Origin of the sequence: Kribbella soli (assembly GCF_004331345.1) — a bacterium.
Classification (GTDB): domain Bacteria; phylum Actinomycetota; class Actinomycetes; order Propionibacteriales; family Kribbellaceae; genus Kribbella; species Kribbella soli.
Window position 1 is genome coordinate 1 of record NZ_SJJZ01000007.1, and the last position, 15,480, is coordinate 15,480.

At 66.6% G+C, this 15,480-nt stretch carries 15 protein-coding genes; 10 read left to right on the plus strand and 5 right to left on the minus strand.

Annotation, left to right across the window (positions count from 1 at the left end):
* From E0H45_RS41755 to E0H45_RS41775, 5 genes are all read left to right on the plus strand, one after another.
* Positions 1-527: extracellular solute-binding protein (locus tag E0H45_RS41755; RefSeq protein WP_131348349.1), on the plus strand; the 527-nt coding region annotated here is incomplete at its 5' end.
* A complete protein-coding gene (locus tag E0H45_RS41760; protein WP_238155712.1) occupies positions 524-1,489 on the plus strand; it encodes a carbohydrate ABC transporter permease in 966 nt (321 codons plus the stop codon). The genes E0H45_RS41755 and E0H45_RS41760, both read left to right, overlap by 4 nt.
* Positions 1,486-2,304: a carbohydrate ABC transporter permease gene (locus E0H45_RS41765; protein ID WP_238155713.1), complete on the plus strand. Its 819-nt coding sequence runs from the start codon at positions 1,486-1,488 to the stop codon at positions 2,302-2,304. The genes E0H45_RS41760 and E0H45_RS41765 overlap by 4 nt, the downstream gene beginning before the upstream one ends.
* 24 nt (positions 2,305-2,328) lie before the next feature.
* A complete protein-coding gene (locus tag E0H45_RS41770) occupies positions 2,329-3,387 on the plus strand; it encodes a glycoside hydrolase family 130 protein (RefSeq protein WP_238155714.1) in 1,059 nt (352 codons plus the stop codon).
* 109 nt (positions 3,388-3,496) lie between these two features.
* Positions 3,497-4,738, plus strand: a complete 1,242-nt coding sequence (locus E0H45_RS41775) for a phosphomannomutase/phosphoglucomutase (protein ID WP_337590438.1) — start codon at positions 3,497-3,499, stop codon at positions 4,736-4,738.
* Between the two features lie 715 nt (positions 4,739-5,453).
* Here E0H45_RS41775 and E0H45_RS41780 read toward each other — a convergent pair.
* Entirely contained in the window at positions 5,454-6,794 is a 1,341-nt protein-coding gene (locus E0H45_RS41780; protein ID WP_238155715.1) for an acyl-CoA dehydrogenase family protein, read from the minus strand.
* A gap of 84 nt (positions 6,795-6,878) precedes the next feature.
* On the opposite strand from E0H45_RS41780, the gene E0H45_RS41785 reads away from it, so the two are divergent.
* The 5 genes from E0H45_RS41785 to E0H45_RS41805 all read left to right on the plus strand — a co-directional run bounded on the left by E0H45_RS41785 (position 6,879) and on the right by E0H45_RS41805 (position 11,457).
* The gene (locus E0H45_RS41785) at positions 6,879-7,613 is read left to right on the plus strand and encodes a TetR/AcrR family transcriptional regulator (protein WP_131348351.1); all 735 of its coding nucleotides are present in this window, start codon (positions 6,879-6,881) and stop codon (positions 7,611-7,613) included.
* On the plus strand, positions 7,610-8,887 hold the full coding sequence (locus E0H45_RS41790; RefSeq protein WP_131348353.1) for an acetyl-CoA C-acetyltransferase: 1,278 nt from the start codon (positions 7,610-7,612) through the stop codon (positions 8,885-8,887). The genes E0H45_RS41785 and E0H45_RS41790 overlap by 4 nt, the downstream gene beginning before the upstream one ends.
* A gap of 8 nt (positions 8,888-8,895) precedes the next feature.
* Complete coding sequence (locus E0H45_RS41795) at positions 8,896-10,242, plus strand: 3-oxoacyl-ACP reductase (protein ID WP_131348355.1); 1,347 nt, start codon at positions 8,896-8,898, stop codon at positions 10,240-10,242.
* A 1-nt stretch (position 10,243) separates the two neighbouring features.
* Positions 10,244-11,101, plus strand: coding sequence for a MaoC/PaaZ C-terminal domain-containing protein (locus E0H45_RS41800; RefSeq protein ID WP_131348357.1), 858 nt, complete (start codon positions 10,244-10,246; stop codon positions 11,099-11,101).
* Between the two features lie 71 nt (positions 11,102-11,172).
* Complete coding sequence (locus tag E0H45_RS41805; RefSeq protein WP_131348359.1) at positions 11,173-11,457, plus strand: GlsB/YeaQ/YmgE family stress response membrane protein; 285 nt, start codon at positions 11,173-11,175, stop codon at positions 11,455-11,457.
* 4 nt (positions 11,458-11,461) lie between these two features.
* Here the strand turns inward: E0H45_RS41805 and thrS are convergent, their stop codons facing one another.
* From thrS to E0H45_RS41825, 4 genes are all read right to left on the minus strand, one after another.
* Positions 11,462-12,706: a threonine--tRNA ligase gene (thrS, locus tag E0H45_RS41810; protein WP_131348361.1), complete on the minus strand. Its 1,245-nt coding sequence runs from the start codon at positions 12,704-12,706 to the stop codon at positions 11,462-11,464.
* 154 nt (positions 12,707-12,860) lie between these two features.
* A complete protein-coding gene (locus E0H45_RS41815) occupies positions 12,861-13,622 on the minus strand; it encodes an amino acid ABC transporter ATP-binding protein (protein ID WP_131348363.1) in 762 nt (253 codons plus the stop codon).
* Complete coding sequence (locus E0H45_RS41820) at positions 13,619-14,542, minus strand: amino acid ABC transporter permease (RefSeq protein WP_131348365.1); 924 nt, start codon at positions 14,540-14,542, stop codon at positions 13,619-13,621. The genes E0H45_RS41815 and E0H45_RS41820 overlap by 4 nt, the downstream gene beginning before the upstream one ends.
* A gap of 2 nt (positions 14,543-14,544) precedes the next feature.
* Complete coding sequence (locus tag E0H45_RS41825; RefSeq protein WP_131348367.1) at positions 14,545-15,480, minus strand: ABC transporter substrate-binding protein; 936 nt, start codon at positions 15,478-15,480, stop codon at positions 14,545-14,547.

Sequence of the window (15,480 nt, forward strand, 5' to 3'; positions counted from 1 at the left end):
TGGCGTCGCAGGAGAAGTACACCGGGGACGCGTTCGTGGACGGTACGGCGGCGATGGCCGTGGTCGGTCCGTGGGCGATCGCGACGTACAAGGGCAAGGTCGACTGGGGCGTCGTACCGGTGCCGACGTCGTCCGGTAAGGACCCTTCGGAGATCCATACCTTCAGTGATGCGAAGAACGTCGCGATGTACTCCGCGTGCAAGAGCCGCGGGACCGCGGGGGACGTGCTGAAGTTCGCGACCAGCAAGGAACAGGACGGAAAGTTCCTGGCCGCGACCGGACAGATGCCGCTGCGCAAGGACGTCGCGTCGACGTACGCCGACTACTTCGCCAAGAACCCCGACTACCAGACGTTCGCGGACCAAGCCGCGCGGACAACTGACGTGCCCAATGTGCCGAACTCGATCACGATCTGGCAGACCTTCCGGGACGCCTACTCCAAGTCCGTGATCTTCGGTCGGCAGGACCCGGGCTCAGCCCTCGACGGCGCCGCCCGGACGATCGATGATCTCGCTTCGCAGCCATGAGTCTGATGATCAGAACCGCGGCCGGCAGGAGGTCTGTCGGTAGGACCGCGCGTGGCGGGCATCCCGTCAGAAGATCCCTGCTCGACCGAATCCTCGGCAACCAACCGATCGGTACTGCATTCGTCACCCCGTATCTCGCCTTCCTTGCGGCGATCTTCGCCTATCCGCTCGGCTTCGCGGTGTACATGTCGTTCCACGACTACTTCTTCGCGGCGCCGGGAGCGATCGTGGAGCGGCCGTTCGTGGGCTTCGAGAATTACACGGCGGTGCTGGCGGATCCGGCGGTACGGCGGGCGTTCGGAAACGTTCTGGTGTTTCTGGTGATCAATGTTCCGCTGACCGTCGTGCTGTCGCTGCTGCTGGCGAACGCGCTGAACGCGGCGATCCGGTGGCGGACGTTCTTCCGGGTCAGCTACTACGTGCCCTATGTCGCGGCGAGTGTCGCCGTGGTCGGGGTGTGGCTGTTCCTGTTCAACTCGAACGGACTGGTGAACTCCGTCCTCGGTCCGCTCGCGCCGGATCCGTCCTGGCTGGTGAATACGTCGCTGGCCATGCCGACGGTTGCCGTCTACGTCACCTGGAAGCAGCTCGGCTTCTTCATCCTGCTCTACCTGGCTGCGCTGCAGAATGTCTCGAAGGATCTGTACGAGGCGGCGTCGGTGGACGGTGCAGGGCGATGGAAGTCCTTCTGGAATGTCACTGTTCCCGGGGTGCGGCCCGCCAGCACCCTGGTGGTTCTCCTGGCGACTGTAACCGGCGCGAACCTCTTCACCGAGCCCTATCTGCTCACCGGTGGCGGCGGCCCTGACGGAGCGTCCGCGTCGCCGGTACTGGTGATGTACCAGCGCGGCATCGAGCAGGGCAACCCGGACGCCGGCTCGGCGATCGGCGTACTGCTCGTCATCGGAGTGCTCTTGCTCGCATTGGTCGAACGGCGTTTCGTAGGGAGGGAGGAGTCGTGAAGCTCAAGTTCGTCGGATTGCTGATCGGGGCCTTCGTCTTCCTGTTTCCCTTCTACTACATGCTGATCGGCTCGCTGCAGGCCGAGCCGGACCCATCGGTCGGCGGAGCGTTTCCGTCGCCGGGGAACCTGACCGGCCGCAACTACGGCGAGATCGACGCCGCGATCAACCTGGGCAGATCCCTGCTGAATTCGGGGATCTTCACCGGCGGGGTCATCCTCGGGACGCTCGTCTTCGGCGTACTCGCGGGCTACGCGTTGGCCCGGCTGCAGTTCCGCGGGCGGGGTGCGGTGTTCGGCCTGATGGTGCTGGTGCAAGTGATCCCGTTCCAGCTGCTGACCATCCCGCTGTACGTGCTGATTGTGCGCAGCTACGGACTGGCGGACTCGTACCTCGGAATGATCGCACCGTTCGCCATCAACTCCACTGCGGTGTTCGTCTTCCGCCAGTACTTCTTGCAACTCCCGCAGGAGCTGTTCGACGCAGCCCGGATCGACGGCGCGAACGAACTGAACATCCTCTGGCGGGTGGCGCTGCCCTTGGTCAGACCCGCCCTGCTGACCGGGGTGCTGATCACCTTCATCGGTCCGTGGAACGAGTTTCTGTGGCCGTTCCTGATCACCAAACAGCACGACCTGCAGCCTCTCGCCGTGTCCCTGTCGAACTATCTGACCACCGTGTCCGCACGGGCAGCCAACCCGTTCGGCGCGGTCCTCGCTGGGGCCTGCGTGCTGGCCGCACCCGCTGTAGGGCTGTTCGCAATCTTCCAGCGCCGCTTCATCTCCCAGGGCATCGAGTCAGGGATCAAGGGCTGACCATCCGAGAAAGGCTTTGCTGCTGTGACCATTTCCTACACGCTGACCCGTGTCGGCGTCCTGATGACGCCCGAACCCGGCAACGATCTGGAGATCGAAGGCGTGCTCAATCCGGCCACCGGCCATACGCCGGACGGCGCTCTGTATCTGCTCCCCCGGCTGGTTGCTGCCGGCAACGTCTCCCGGGTCGGGCTGGCGAAAGTCGAGCTCACTGATGGTGTACCGACCGGTGTCTCCCGCGAGGGAATCGCGCTCGCTCCCGACAAGGGCTGGGAGCGCGGCCTGAACAACGCCGGGGTCGAGGATCCACGAGTTACCTGGATCCCGTCGCAGGGCAGGCACGTGATGACGTATGTCGCGTTCGGACCGCTCGGGCCGAAGCCGGCACTCGCGGTGTCGTCGGACCTGCTGAGCTGGGAGCGGCTGGGGCCGCTGCACTTCGAGTACCAGCCTTCGTTGGATACCGACTTGAACCTGTTTCCGAACAAGGACGCGGTGTTCTTCCCCGAGCCGGTGCCCGGGCCGGACGGCGAGCCGTCGTACGCGATGCTGCACCGGCCGATGTGGGACCTCGGCTGGTTCCGCGAGGGCGAGGGCGTCCATCTGCCGGCCGATGTCACCGATGGCCGGCCGGGAATCTGGGTGTCGTTCGCACCGGTCGCTGACGTCGAGCGTGATGTGCGGAACCTGGTGCATCTGCGTAATCACCGGCTGGTGGCGATGCCGGAGTACCCGTTCGAGGAACTGAAGATCGGGGCCGGTCCCCCGCCGCTGCGGGTTCCGGAGGGGTGGCTGGTGATCCATCACGGAGTCACCGGTGAGCAGCCAGAAGGGTTCGACCCGACGACCCAGCAGGTCATCTACGCGGCCGGGGCGTTACTACTGGACGCCTCCGATGTGACCAAGGTCCTCGACCGCACCGCAGAGCCGATCCTTGTGCCGGAAACTGACGACGAACGGATCGGTACGGTCGGCAACGTGGTGTTCCCGACGGCCATCGAGCAGGTCGGCGACGTGCACTACGTGTTCTACGGCATGGCCGACTCCAAGATCGGCGTTGCCAGGCTGGACCGGTCCTCATGAGCGCCATGCGAGACCTCACAAGCCTGATCAGGGCGTACGACATCCGCGGCATCGTGCCGGACCAACTCGACGCCGACTGGCGTACCAGATCGGCGCCGCGTTCGCACACCTGAGTCGTGCGGACCTGATCGCGGTCGGACACGACATGCGAGTGTCGTCACCCGAACTGGCCGAGGCCTTCGCGGCTGGCGTCAACAGCCGCGGTATCGACGTACTCGCAATCGGGCTGGCCTCCACCGAGCTGCTGTACTTCGCCTCCGGGTCACGTGATGTTCCCGGCGCAATGATCACCGCCAGTCACAACCCACCTGCCTACAACGGCATCAAACTCTGCCGCGCCGGCGCGAGACCTGTCGGGCAGGACAACGGCCTCGCCGAGATCAGGATCCTGCTGACGACCGGACTGCCTACGTACCACGGCCCGGCCGGAACCTCGCAGTCCGAGGACTTGTTACCTTCGTACGCCAAGTACCTCCACAGCCTCGTCAGTCTCGCCGGCAGCCGCCGGTTGAAGGTCGTGGTCGATGCCGGCAACGGCATGGCCGGACACACAGCACCCGTCGTACTCGACGATCCCGCCCTCGAGATCGTGCCTCTCTACTTCGATCTCGACGGCACCTTCCCCAATCACGAGGCCAACCCGCTGAATCCGGCCAACTTGGTCGACCTGCGCGCTGCGGTCCGACTGCACGACGCCGATATCGGCCTCGCGTTCGACGGTGACGCCGATCGGTGCTTCTTCGTCGATGAGAACGGCGACACCGTCTCTCCCAACAACGTCATCAGCCTCATCGCCGCGCGAGAACTCGCCCGGCACCCCGGCTCCGCGATCGTCTACAACGTCGTCTCCAGCAAAGCTGTCGCCGAGCAGATCACCGAGCGCGGTGGCACACCCGTGCGCAGCCGAGTCGGGCACTCGTTCATCAAGCAGGAAATGGCCAACCACGACGCCGTATTTGGGGGGGAACACTCCGGCCACTACTACTTCCGCCGGTTCTGGCGCGCCGATAGCGGCATGCTGGCCGCGCTGCACGTGCTCGTCGCCGTGGGAGAAACCGATCAGCCGCTGTCGGTGCTAGCTGCCCAGTTCTCCCGATACGCCGACAGTGGCGAGATCAACCGCACTGTCGCCGATGTCCCTGCCGTTCTGGACCGAGTCGAAGCGCACTACACAGCGCGCGGCGCGACCGCAGACCGACTGGACGGCTTGACGATTACCGTGCCCGAGGGAGCGTGGTTCAATCTGCGCCCCTCCAACACCGAACCGTTACTCCGCCTGAACGTCGAGGCAGCGGACCACGGCAGGATGACCCAACTCCGTCAAGACGTAGTGACCCTCTTGGACCAATGAGCCGATCAGCGCGACCTACGCGAAAAGGCGTCTGGACGGCACTCGTCGTTCGCCTGGCCTAGTTCGTCCCCGCGCGCTCAGTGCAAGGCAACGGTGAGCAGCAGGACGGATGGCTCCGGGGCTTCGACGTCATGGCATCGCGGCGGTACGGCGACCAGATCACCTGGACCGAGCTCCACTGCCGCTCCCGGCATCTCAACGGACTCGCGAGAGTGACGAGTCCAGCTCAGCCGTCGAGCTGGATGCGTGTGGTTCAGGTGCGTGTTCGTCCTCGGACACGCACATTAACCACGCCGTCGACCGATGCATGAGCGCCTCGTCGCCAATCTGCACCACTTGATGAGGTATCAGCGAAGCCAGACGGCTGACCACTGACCGACAGTCCGCGGAGCTAGCCCGGGCACAGGCCGGAGCGCCTTCTCGGCATGAGGTCGTGGGGTTCAGGCGCTTGGTTATGCGTGGTTGCCTTCATAGGCGCGTCAGATCAGGCAGCCCACGGGGCGTCCAGACCCAGGCTTCATTCTCCGGCTGTACACCCACATGCTTCCGTCCTCGCACGAGCGGGCGCGGAAGGCGGTGGACGCCCGACTGGCCCGCCTCTTCTCCACTTTCTGTCACGGAACACGCCGCCGACCGCTCCCCCACTGCACCTTGGGAGCCCGACGGCGGAATCTATCCATATGGGCCTGGAATCAGTCTCTGACCTGCGGAAACGTCAGCGGATCCGCATGCCTGAGATGGCTCGGGCGATGACCAAACGCTGGATTTCGGAGGTGCCTTCGAAGATGGTGTAGATCTTGGCGTCTCGGTGCATTCGTTCTACTGGGTATTCGCGGGTGTAGCCGTTGCCGCCGAGAATCTGGATGGCTTCTTCGGTTACCTTGACGGCTACTTCGCCGGCCTTCAACTTCGCCATGGAGCCTTCGCCGTGGCGGTAGTCGGGGGTTTCGCCGCGCATGAGGGCGGCGGACATGTTGGCGGCTCGCCAGACCAGCAAGCGGGCGGCGTCGATCTCCATGGCCATGTCGGCGAGTTTGAAGGCGATGCCCTGGTTGTCGATGATCGGGCGGCCGAACTGTTCGCGGGTCTTGGCGTAGTCGAGGGCTACCTCGTAGGCGGCGCGGGCGATGCCGATGGCTTGGGCGCCGACGATGTGGCGGGTCATTTCGAAGGTGGCCATCGAGGCGTTGCGGCCGGCCGAGCCCGAGCCGGCAGTCCCGTTAGAGGCGGCGGTGCGGGATTCGTGGGCTCGGGCTATGCGGGCGTCTAGCTTTTCCTTGCCGCCGAGGACGTTTTCGGCGGGGATGCGGACGTTGTCGAAGAAGACGTCGGCGGTGTGGGAGGCGCGGAGGCCGTGCTTGCGGAGCTTGGTGCCCTGCTCCAGGCCGCGGACCTCCGACTTCGGTACGACGAACGCAGCCTGGCCCTTCGTACCGAGCGACGGGTCGACGGTCGCGACGACGACGTGGATGTCAGCGATACCGCCGTTCGTCGCCCACGCCTTCTGCCCGTTGATGACCCACTCGGAGGTCCGCTCGTCGAAGACAGCGCGCGTACGGATCGCGGACACATCGGACCCCGCACCGGGTTCGGACGAGCAGAACGCGGCCACGCGTACGTCGTCCGGCGTGCCGTAGCACCGCGCCATCCACTGGCTCCACTGCTCGGGCGTACCGTTCGAGAAGATCGCGGACGACGCGAGACCGGTCCCCTTCAGCGACATCGCGATGCCGGCGTCGCCCCAGAACAGCTCCTCGTGGACCAGTGGCATCAGCAGGCCGGTCGGGTCGACGAACAGGTTGATGTTCATGTCGAGGCCGTAGATACCGACCTTGGCCGCTTCCTGGATGATCGGCCAGGGGGCTTGCTCGCGTTCGTCCCATTCGGCCGCAGCGGGCCGGATGACGTCGGCGGCGAACGTGTGCGCCCAGTCCCGGATCTCGCGCTGGTCGTCGTTGATCGCCAGCGAGAAGGTGCTCCAGTCCGGCTTCGAGCGCTCGGCGCCGAGTTCGCCGGCCAGAGACATCACGTCTGCGGACACCACAGGGTCGCTCATCAGGTCCTCACAAATGCGGGGATGTTACCGACGAGTGTAACTGTCGTTTGCACCAAGAGGTACCACTGTGGCTAAGATCGATTCATGAGCTCCGCGCTGCTCGCGATCGGACGCCGCCGCACCACGGCGGAGCGTCGTCGCGACCGCGAGCGGGACATCATCCGCGCCACCCGCGAGATCTTCGACGAGCGCGGCACGATCGACGCCCAGATCGACGATATCGCCAAGCGGGTCGGGATCAACAAGGCCCTGATCTACCGGCACTTCGCCGGCAAGGAAGAACTGTTCGCGCTCACCCTGGTCGACTACCTCGGCGAGCTGGACAGTCAGCTCGAGGCAGTCGACAATCCGCGCCGGGCGCCGCTCAACCGGTTGAAGGCGCTGAGTGAGACGTTCGTCGATTTCTGCCTCACCTACCCCGCCTTCACCGACTGCGCTATGAGCCTGCTCCGAAGGACCGGCGAACAGTTGTTCGGCGAGATCACCGAGCCGGTGATGGTCAAACTAGGTACGGCGATGGCCGCGCCGCTGGACCGCATCGCGGTGATCCTCAAAGCCGGCCAGCGTGCGGGCGTGTTCGACGAGGTCGACACGGCGTACCTGGCGAACCATCTCTACACGCAGACGCTCGGATCGTTGCACATGGCAAGGGTCGGGCTGATCGTGTCGGGCAGCCAACCGGGGCACCCGGTGGTGCATCATGCCGATGTCGGCACCGTCCGGTCGACCGCGATCACCGCGACACTCGCCACCGCGGTGGGACAGAAAGCCCTGACAACCAAGAAGACCCGCTCCGCTAGAGCAGGAGACATATCGTGACCGAACCGCGCAAGGTGGCCGTGGTCGCCGGCAACCGGATCCCGTTTGCCCGGCAGGACAAGACCTACCGGCACGCCTCCAACTCCGACATGCTCACCGCCGCCCTGAACGGTCTCGTCGACCGCACCGGCCTGGGTGGCCAGGAGGTGGGTGAGGTGGTCGCCGGAGCCGTCCTCAAGCATGCCCGCGACTGGAACATGGTGCGCGAGGTGGTCCTCGGGTCCAAGCTCGCCCCGACCACCCCGGCGTACGACATCCAGCAGGCCTGCGGCACCGGTCTCGAGGCGGCCATCCTGGTCGGCAACAAGATCGCGCTCGGCCAGATCGACGCGGGTATCGCGGGTGGTGTCGACACCGCCTCCGACGCGCCGCTCGCGGTCAACGACCGCCTGCGCAACGTCCTGCTCGACCTCAACCGCGCCAAGACGTACCCGGACCGCTTGAAGGTCCTCGCCCGCGTCCGCCCGAAGGACGTCGTACCGGAGATCCCGCGCAACGCCGAGCCGCGCACCGGCAAGTCGATGGGCGACCACGCGGCGCTGACTGCGCTCGAGTGGGGTATCACCCGGGAGGCGCAGGACGAGCTCGCGTACAACTCCCACATCAACCTCGCGAAGTCGTACGACCGCGGTTTCCAGAACGACCTCATCACGCCGTACCTGGGCCTCGAGAAGGACCAGAACCTGCGCCCCGACACCACGCTCGAGAAGCTCGCCAAGCTCCGGACCGCGTACGGCAAGGGCGAGACCGCGACGATGACGGCCGGTAACTCGACCCCGCTGACCGACGGCGCGTCGGCCGTGCTGCTGTCGACCGACGAGTGGGCGCAGGAGCACGGTCTGCGACCGCTCGCCTACCTGACTCACTCGCAGACCGCCGCGGTCGACTACGTGAAGGGTGCCGAAGGTCTCCTGATGGCCCCCGCGTACGCCGTACCGCGCATGCTCGCCCGCGCCGGAATCAGCCTCCAGGACTTCGACTACTACGAGATCCACGAGGCGTTCGCGTCCCAGGTGTTGTCCACCCTGAAGGCGTGGGAGGATCCGATCTTCTGCAAGGAGCGGCTCGGCCTGGACGCGCCGCTCGGGGAGATCGACCGGGCCAAGCTGAACGTGAACGGCAGCTCGCTCGCCGCGGGTCACCCGTTCGCGGCGACCGGCGGGCGGATCGTCGCCGCGCTGGCCAAGCAACTGGACGAGAACGGTGGCGGCCGGGGCTTGATCTCGATCTGCGCCGCGGGCGGCCAGGGTGTCGTCGCCATCCTCGAGAAGTAGGAGCTGAGATGACGGATCGCTACCAGACCTTCACCACGACGCCGCTCGGCAAGACGCTGGTGAAGAACCTGGGTCTGCCCGACCCGACGCCGCTGCCCCGCTGGACCGAGGGCTCGCCGGTGATCGACGGGCCGGTCGTCTTCGGCGCGATCGGCGAGACCGACGCGGGCAAGGCGGTGCAGGCGCTGCTCCGCGACATCGGCGCCGCGTTCAGCACCGTGACCGAAGGCGTCGCGTCGAGCACGATCCGGCCGAAGGCGATCGTCTTCGACGCCACCGGCGCCACCTCGACCGCGGACCTGACCAGCCTGCAGCGCTTCTTCTCCCCCGTGGTCCGCCAATTGGCCCCGGCCGGTCGCGTCATCGTCGTCGGCCGTACGCCGGAACTCGCGAGCTCCCCCGAGCAGCACATCGCGCAGCGTGCTCTCGAGGGCTTCACGCGAAGCCTCGGCAAGGAGGTGAAACGCGGCGCCACGGTCAACCTCGTGTACGTCGCCCCGGACGCCCACGAGCAACTCGACTCGACGCTCCGTTTCTTCCTCTCCCCCAAGTCGGCGTACGTCGACGGCCAGGTCGCCCGGATCGGGACCGGTCCGCTGGTCAGCAACGACCCGAGCCGCCCGCTCGCGGGCCGTACGGCGCTCGTGACCGGCGCCGCCCGTGGTATCGGTGCCTCGATCGCCGACATCCTGGCCCGCGACGGCGCGACGATCATCGGCGTCGACGTACCGCAGAACGCGGACCCGCTGCGCAAGGTGATCTCCAAGATCGGCGGCACCGAGCTCCTCCTCGACGTCACCGCGGTCGACGCGGCGCAGCGCATCGCGGCGCACGCGCAGGAGCAGCACGGTGGGCTCGACATCATCGTCCACAACGCCGGCATCACCCGCGACCGGCGTCTCGTGAACATGCGCACCGACGCGTGGGACGCCGTACTCGACGTGAACCTGCGCGCACCGGAGCGGATCACCAAGCACCTGGTCGAATCCGGGGCGCTCCGGGACGGCGGCTCGATCATCGGGGTGTCGTCGATGGCCGGGATCGCGGGCAACAACGGCCAGACGAACTACGCGACCTCCAAGGCCGGCGTGATCGGTCTCGTGCAGGCGCTGGCGCCCGCGCTGGCCGAGCGACAGATCCGGATCAACGCGGTCGCGCCCGGGTTCATCGAGACCGAGATGACCGCGAAGATCCCGTTCACGATCCGCGAGGTCGGGCGGCGGATCAACTCGCTGCAGCAGGGTGGTCTGCCGATCGACGTGGCCGAGACGATCGCCTGGTTCGCGGATCCGGCCTCGGCCGGCGTGACCGGCAACGTGGTCCGGGTCTGCGGCCAGAGCATGCTGGGCGCCTGACATGCCGACCCGACGGTACGACGACTCCCCCGGGCTCGGCTCGCTCTACGCGCGGACCGTCCGGGCCACGCTCCGACGGGCCGACTACGAGCCGGACGCGGACGGGCTGACGCTCGAGCTGCCCCGGTCGGCGATCGACCAGGACCACCTGACCGCGTACCGCGAGGTGACCGGGTTCGCGGCAGGTCCCGCGCTGCCCCCGACGTACCCGCACGTCCTGGCCTTCCCGCTGCATCTGGACCTGATGTCCGACCCCTCGTTCCCGTACAAGCCGATGGGGATCGTGCACCTGTCCAACACGATCACCCAGAAGCAGCCGATCCCGCTGCACGCGGAGCCGGCGATCCGCGTGCACAGTACGGCGGAACGGCCGCACCCGAAGGGCACCGTCTTCGACGTGATCAGCGAGGTCTTCGTCGATCACGAGCTGGTGTGGAGCGATCTCACCACCCTGCTCAGCCGCACGTCCGGGACGGAAGGTGCGCACGCCGACCTGCTCACCGACCCGGTGCTGAGCCCGAGCGCGTGGTGGGACCTGCGCGGCAACCTCGGCCGCCGGTACGCCGCCGCGTCCGGCGACCGGAACCCGATCCACCTGTTCAAGCTGACCGCTCAGGCGTTCGGGTTCCCGCGCCAGATCGCGCACGGGATGTGGGCCAAGGCTGCCGCGCTGGCGTCGATCCAGCGGGCCGGCGCCTTGCCGGACGCCTTCACGGTCCGCGTGGACTTCCGCAAGCCGCTGCTGCTGCCGTCCCGGGTCGGGTTCGGGTTCGAGCAGTCCGGCAAGACCACCGACTTCGCCCTGTACGACGAGCAGCACGAGCTCACCCACCTGATCGGACAGCTCCAGGAACACTGACCGGTCCCACCGCCACCCGCTCGACTCCGCCGAGGAAGTGGAGGACACTCCGAACCATAGGAGGGGTGGACATGATAGGAGCATTGCTACTCGGCTTGGTCTGCGGAATTCTGGCCCGGATGCTCGTCCCAGGTGACGCCTTCCGGCACATGAGCGGGCCGAAATCCTGGCTGGTTTCGATCGGGCTCGGCCTGCTCGGCGCCCTGCTCGGCTACCTGATCTTCACGCTGGGTCTCGGCATCGGTGACGACGACATCTTCGACTGGGGCGGACTCCTGAGTGCCCTGATCGGGACCGTCATCGTGGTGCCCGTCGCAACCATGATCCTGCGACGGCGCTCCCACCATCCGACCTGACCCGTCATCTGAGGTCACCCGCACGTCGGAGCGCGGGAGACTGGCAGCTGGCCCGAAGGTCGTCGAGGACGGAGGAGATCGAGGCCGGCTCGTGCTGGCGCCCGCCGCGTTCCCGCAACGCAAGCTCGCCCGCCTCCGCCTCGCGGGAACCGATGACGGCCTGGTACGGCGCCAGCCGGTTCTCGCGGATGCGTGCGCCCAGACTGCCCTCGTCGGCGTGCGCGACCTCGACCCGGAGACCGCGATCCGATGCTCTCCGGGCGACCTCCGCGGCCAGTTTCTCCTCGTCGTCGGAGATCGGCAGTACGACGACCTGTACCGGGGCCAGCCACGCCGGGAACGCGCCGCCGTGCACCTCGATCAGCTGAGCAACCGCTCTCTCGATGCTCCCGACGATCGCCCGGTGCACCATCACCGGACGGTGCTTGTTGCCGTCGGCACCGATGTACTCGAGGCCGAACCGCTCCGGCTGGTGGAAGTCGATCTGGACGGTCGACAGACTGAACTCGCGGCCGGCCGAATCCTCCAGCTGGATGTCGATCTTCGGCCCGTAGAACGCCGCGTCGCCCGGCGCGTCCTCGTAATCGACGCCCGCGTTCTCGAGCACCTCGCGGAGCAGTTCGACGGCCTGCGCCCAGCTCGCCGCGTCACCGACGTACTTGCTCGCCGGGCTGTTGAACTCCGCATCAAGAGACGGGAGCGCGAGGACGTAGCGCGACGCGCTGATGCCCATGTCGGCGTACGCCTGGTTGATCAGCTTCAAAGCCTCGGCAGCCTCACCTGCGACCTGGTCCAGGCGGCAGAAGATGTGCGCGTCGTTGAGTTGCATCGCGCGGACCCGGCTCAGGCCGCCGATCGCTCCGGAGAGCTCGGCGCGGTACTGCCCGCCGAGCTCGGAGAAGCGGAGTGGGAGTTCGCGGTAGCTGTGTGAGCGGGATCGGAACATCAGCGCATGGTGCGGGCAGATGCTGGGGCGCAGGACCAGTTGCTCACCGCCCATGTCCATCGGCGGGTACATGTCCTCGTGGTACTTGGCCCAGTGGCCCGAGATCTCGTACAGCTCGCGCTTGCCGAGGACCGGTGAATAGACCTGCTGGTAGCCGGCTCTTCGTTCCACTTCGGCGATGTAGCTCTCCAAGGCGTGCCGGACGGCGGCACCGGCGGGCAACCAGTAGGGCAGTCCCGCTCCGATCAGCGGGTCGGAGTCGAACAGGCCGAGTTCGCGGCCGAGTTTGCGGTGGTCGTACATGATTCCTCCATGGGTTGAGGCGAGCAACCCACGGAGCACGACCAAGCCCCGGGGCACTCGCCCCGGGGCTTGGTCAGACAGTCAGATGTCAGCGCGCCAGGACGAGGTCCGGCGTCGTCGTGACTACTGCGCGCTGCAACATGTCTCCACGGTATCAGAGGAAACGGGAAAGGAAAGTACGAGTTCGCTCGTGCTGCGGATTGTCGATCACCTGCTCCGGCGTGCCCTGCTCGACGACCTGACCCGCGTCCATGAAGACGACGCGATCAGCGGCCTCACGGGCGAAACTGATCTCGTGCGTCACGACGACCATGGTCAGACCGGCGCTGGCGAGACGCTTCATGGTGGCGAGTACCTCTCCCACCAGTTCCGGGTCGAGCGCCGAGGTCGGCTCGTCGAAGAGCATCAGCTTCGGGCGCATGGCCAGCGCTCGGGCGATCGCGACGCGTTGCTGCTGGCCGCCGGACAGCTGGCGCGGATACGCCTTCTCGCGACCGGCCAACCCCACTTCGGCCAGCAGCTCGACGGCCCGTGCCGTCGCCTCCCGGCGGCCCTCCCCCAGGACCGCGATCGGCGCCTCGATGATGTTCTCGAGCGCGGTCATGTGCGGGAACAGGTTGAACTGCTGGAACACCATCCCGATGTCGCGGCGCCGGCGGGCGATCTCGTTCGGCGACAGCTCGTGCAGTCTGCCGTTGCGTACGTCGTATCCAACATCGCGACCGTCGACCGTGATGCGGCCGGCGTCCAGGGACTCGAGCAGGTTGATGCAGCGCAGGAACGTGGACTTGCCGGATCCCGACGGGCCGAGTACGACGACCGTCTCGCCGGAGGTGACATCGAGGTCGATCCCGGACAGTACTTCGGTGTGCCCGAAGCTCTTGCGGACAGCGCGCGCTTGCAGAACCGTGCTCATGCGGCCACACCCTTCGGCCGGATCCGCAGGAAGTCCCAGAAGCTCGGCGTCTGGTGACGTGCTCCCCGGCTGTAGTGCCGTTCGATGAACGACTGGACGACGTACAGGACCGAGGTGACCGCGAGGTACCACAGGCAGACCACGATCAGCATCGGGATAGTCTCGAAGGTCCGGTTGTAGATCGACTGCGCCGTGTAGAGCAGGTCGGACAGCGCGATCACGCTGACCAGCGCGGTGGCCTTCACCATGCTGATCACCTGGTTGCCGGTCGGCGGCACGATGAACCGCATCGCCTGCGGCAGGATGACCCGCTTCATGATCCGGGAGTTCTTCATCCCGAGCGCCTGCCCGGCCTCCCGCTGGCCGGGATCCACCGACAGCAACCCACCGCGGACGATCTCGGCCATGTACGCGCCCTCGTTCAGGCCAAGACCGAGGATCGCCGCGAGCAACGGTGTGATCAGAGTGTTCGTGTCGACGCTCGCGAACACCGGTCCGAACGGGATGCCGAGGTTCAGCTTCGGCAGCAGCGCCGACAGGTTGTAGAAGAAGATCAGCTGCACGAGGGTCGGCGTACCCCGGAAGAACCAGATGTACAGGCCGGCCGCGCCGCGCAGCAGCGGGTTGGCCGAGATCCGGCAGACCGCGAGCAGTACGCCGAGAACGACGCCGATCACCATCGCGACCACGGTGAGCATCAGCGTGATGCCGAGACCGCGGACGATCGACTCGGCCCGCAGCCAGCTCCAGACCACGTCCCAGCCGAAGTTCTCGTTCGTGACCAGCATCTTCACCAGTTGCGCGGCGAACACCAGCACGATGAACGCCGATAGCCAGCGCCATGGGTGCTTGCGGTGTGCCGCGTTGCGAACGTCAAGCTCCAGACCGGCGGCCGGAGCGTCCCGCACCGTGGTTGCCATGGTCAGCTCTTCCCGAGGTTGAGGCCGGGTTTGGCCAGTTTGTTCTTCTCCAGCCCCCACTTCGCCATGATCGCGTCATAGGTGCCGTTGGCATGCAGTTTCTCGAGCGCACCGAGCAGTACGTCGGCCAGCGGCGACCCGATCGGCACGAGCGCACCCTGGAACAGGTCGTCGAAACCGTTGCCCTTGCCAACGCCGGCCAGTTCCAGCTTGCCACCGGACTGCGCGACGAAGTAGGTCAGCGGCGCCTGCGACGAGAAGAACGCGTCGGCACGGTCGGACTGCACCGCGAGGATCGACGACGGCTGATCCTTGTACGACTGCACCTCGACCGCGGGCTTCCCGCCGGCCACGCACTTCGTCGACTGCGCCTTGATCACCTTCTCCGCCGATCCCGCTGCCTGTACGGCGATCCGCTTGCCGCAGGCGGTGTCCAGACCGTCGATGCCCTTCGGATTCCCCTTGTGCACGGCGAAGACGACGTACTCCTGGACGTAGTCGATGAAGGTCGCCTGCTTCTGCCGTTCGACGAAGTCACCGGTCGGGCCCAGGTCAAGGTCGTACCGCTTCGCCTGCATCCCGGACAGGACGCTGGCCAGTCCGTCCACGGTGGTGTGCTCGATCTGGATGCCGAGCAGCTGGCTGATCGCCTGGGACAGGTCGGCGGTCGCGCCCTCGATGGACGTGTCCTTGTCGGTGCCGACGATCACGTACGGCGGGAACGAGCCGTTGTTGACGGCAACGATCTTGCCGGCGGTCTTGATCTTTTCCGGCAACTGGTCGTGCAGGGTCTGGTCGACCTGCTGCTGCGGGATCGCGGCGGCCGGCGCCTTCGCGTTGGCATTGGTGCTGGTGTCGACCGGGTCTGCGGTGCAGGCGGTCACGCCGAGCAGACTTGCGGCCAGTACGGCGAGAGTGGTGCTGCGGGGGATGGACAC